Annotated in this window: 1 protein-coding gene and 1 pseudogene; both read right to left on the bottom strand. The window is 68.7% G+C overall.

The window, feature by feature from the left end:
* A pseudogene (locus tag QR78_RS28030) lies at positions 1-571 on the bottom strand (methyl-accepting chemotaxis protein); the annotation flags it as partial.
* A 1,094-nt stretch (positions 572-1,665) separates the two neighbouring features.
* On the bottom strand, positions 1,666-2,106 hold a 441-nt coding region (locus QR78_RS28020; RefSeq protein WP_048430901.1), incomplete at its 5' end, for a methyl-accepting chemotaxis protein.

Raw genomic sequence — 2,106 nt, 5'->3', positions numbered from 1 at the left:
CGAGGCGGGTCGCCGAGTCGATCCGCTCGGAGGCCGCCGTCATGGCGGCCTCGGTGAGGCGGTTGGCGTTGGCGACGGATTTGCCGATCGTCGTCTCGGCCCGTTCGATCAGGGTCGCGATCTCCTCGCGCGAGGCGGTGGCTGCCGCCGGGTCGGACTGGCGGCCATAGGGATCGACCCGCACGGCGTCGGCGTAACGCTGCACCTCGGCGGCGAGGTCGCTCACGGCACGCGCGCTCTCGCGCAGGATCTCGGGTTCGAGTGCGACCGCGATCGGCCGTTCGAGGGCCGCCGCGACTCCGCGTGCCTCCTCAAGCGCAGCGGCGGCCGCCGCGTCGGAGGCGGTGGCGTTGCGCGCCAACTCCATGGTCTTCTGGTTGAGCTGGATCCGGGCCACGGCGACCTGCGCCTGCGAGATCCCGCGCAGGATGGTCTCCTCGCGCGCCAGCGCGTCGTTCGCCGCACGGATCTCCGTGTTGCTGGACCATTGGTTGTAGACGGCGCCGCCGACGAACAATGCCGTGACCGTGGAGGACAGCGCCAGCTTGCGCCCGATGCTGAGCTTGACCATCGTAGAATCCAGTACCCGACGTCGTTCCAAACTATGACGTGGCCGTTGATAAGATTTATTTCTTAACAAAGTTCCTACTTTGAGATTTCGCCAACTGAGAAATATATAAGATAAGAGTGAGACCAGGAAAATCTGGTAACATACCCCTGGTTTTATTTTGTGAACGATCGACTATTCAACTACTGGCGGTTGCAATCCGTCGGCGCGGCACGGCAACGATTGGAGCGACGACACGATCCGAGGATCGTCCTGTCGCATGCTCGTGGACGAAACCGGCTGGAGCCGCGTCCCATCGTTCCGAAATCCTGGCGGCTCCGCGCCCGGAGACGGATCGCCATCGACGCGAAGCCATCGCCGGTCCCGTCCGTTGGCCGCCTGCATCGCCCGTCGTTGCGCGTCGTCGGCCCGCTGTGGCGGGGCTGCGACGACGGAACACGACCATGGACGAGACGGAGCGGCGGATCGACGGACGGGACGGTTGCGCCGAATCGTCTGTCCGACGACCAACTTCTTGTCAGGCAATGTCGGCTCGAGACCTCATGGTCGATCGTTCGACGCCGCTCCGATCGCCGTCGGCCTGTTCCGGGCCGGGATGACGCTGCTCTGGAGTCTCGAAGCTTGGGAGGCGGCGGTCGGGTCGGTATCGAGGCTGGGTGGGCTGGTGATGCCGGTCGTCCGCATCTATGCCGTGGTCGCCCGCGTCCTGCTCGACGGGGACGTGCGCCGACGCCTCTCTCGACCTGGCGACCGGTCGGCGCGTCGTCATCGCATGACGGGTCCGTGGCCGAAGCCGCTGTCGCTCGACCTCACGCACCGGGAGTTCGCGGAGATGCCGGACGGGTCCGGTAGGATGCTCCGCGCCCTGTCCGGGGCAACCATGCGGCGCGGGTCTCGGCGCCTGGCAGCCGGCCCTTTATCCGCCACCCTCGTTCATCGGCATCCCGGATGCGGGCGCCGTCTTCGCGCCGATCGCGAGCCGTAGGGGCGGCCGCAGTACCGCGGCACCGCGGCACCGCGGCGGCAAGGCCCCCGACATGCCGAGGCCGACCCGGGAATCGCTCCCGGGCCGGCCGCATCACGGTTCGAGCGCCGGATCAGGCGGCCCGGACGGTCGCCAGGAACCGGTGCACCTCCGCGGTCAGATGCTCGGACTGGCGCGACAGGGCCGAGGCCGAGGTCAGAACCTGCGTCGCCGCCATCCCGGTCGTCTCCGAGGCCTGCGCCACCCCGGCGATGTTGCCGGTCACCGCGCTCGTCCCCACCGATGCCTGCGACACGTTGCGCACGATCTCCTGCGTCGCCGCACCCTGCTGCTCCACCGCCGCCGCGATCGAGGCCGCCACCACGTCGATCTCCCGGATCAGCGCCGTGATCGTGCCGATCGCCCCCACGGTCTGGTCCGTCACGTCCCGCACCTCGCCGATCTGGCGGGCGATCTCGTCGGTCGCCCGCGCGGTCTGGTTGGCCAGTTCCTTGACCTCCGCGGCCACCACCGCGAAGCCCCGCCCCGCCTCGCCGGCCCGGGCCGCCTCGAT

The sequence above is a fragment of the Methylobacterium indicum genome (assembly GCF_001043895.1).
GTDB classification, from domain to species: Bacteria; Pseudomonadota; Alphaproteobacteria; order Rhizobiales; family Beijerinckiaceae; genus Methylobacterium; species Methylobacterium indicum.
This window is presented reverse-complemented; position numbering and strand designations above follow the sequence as displayed.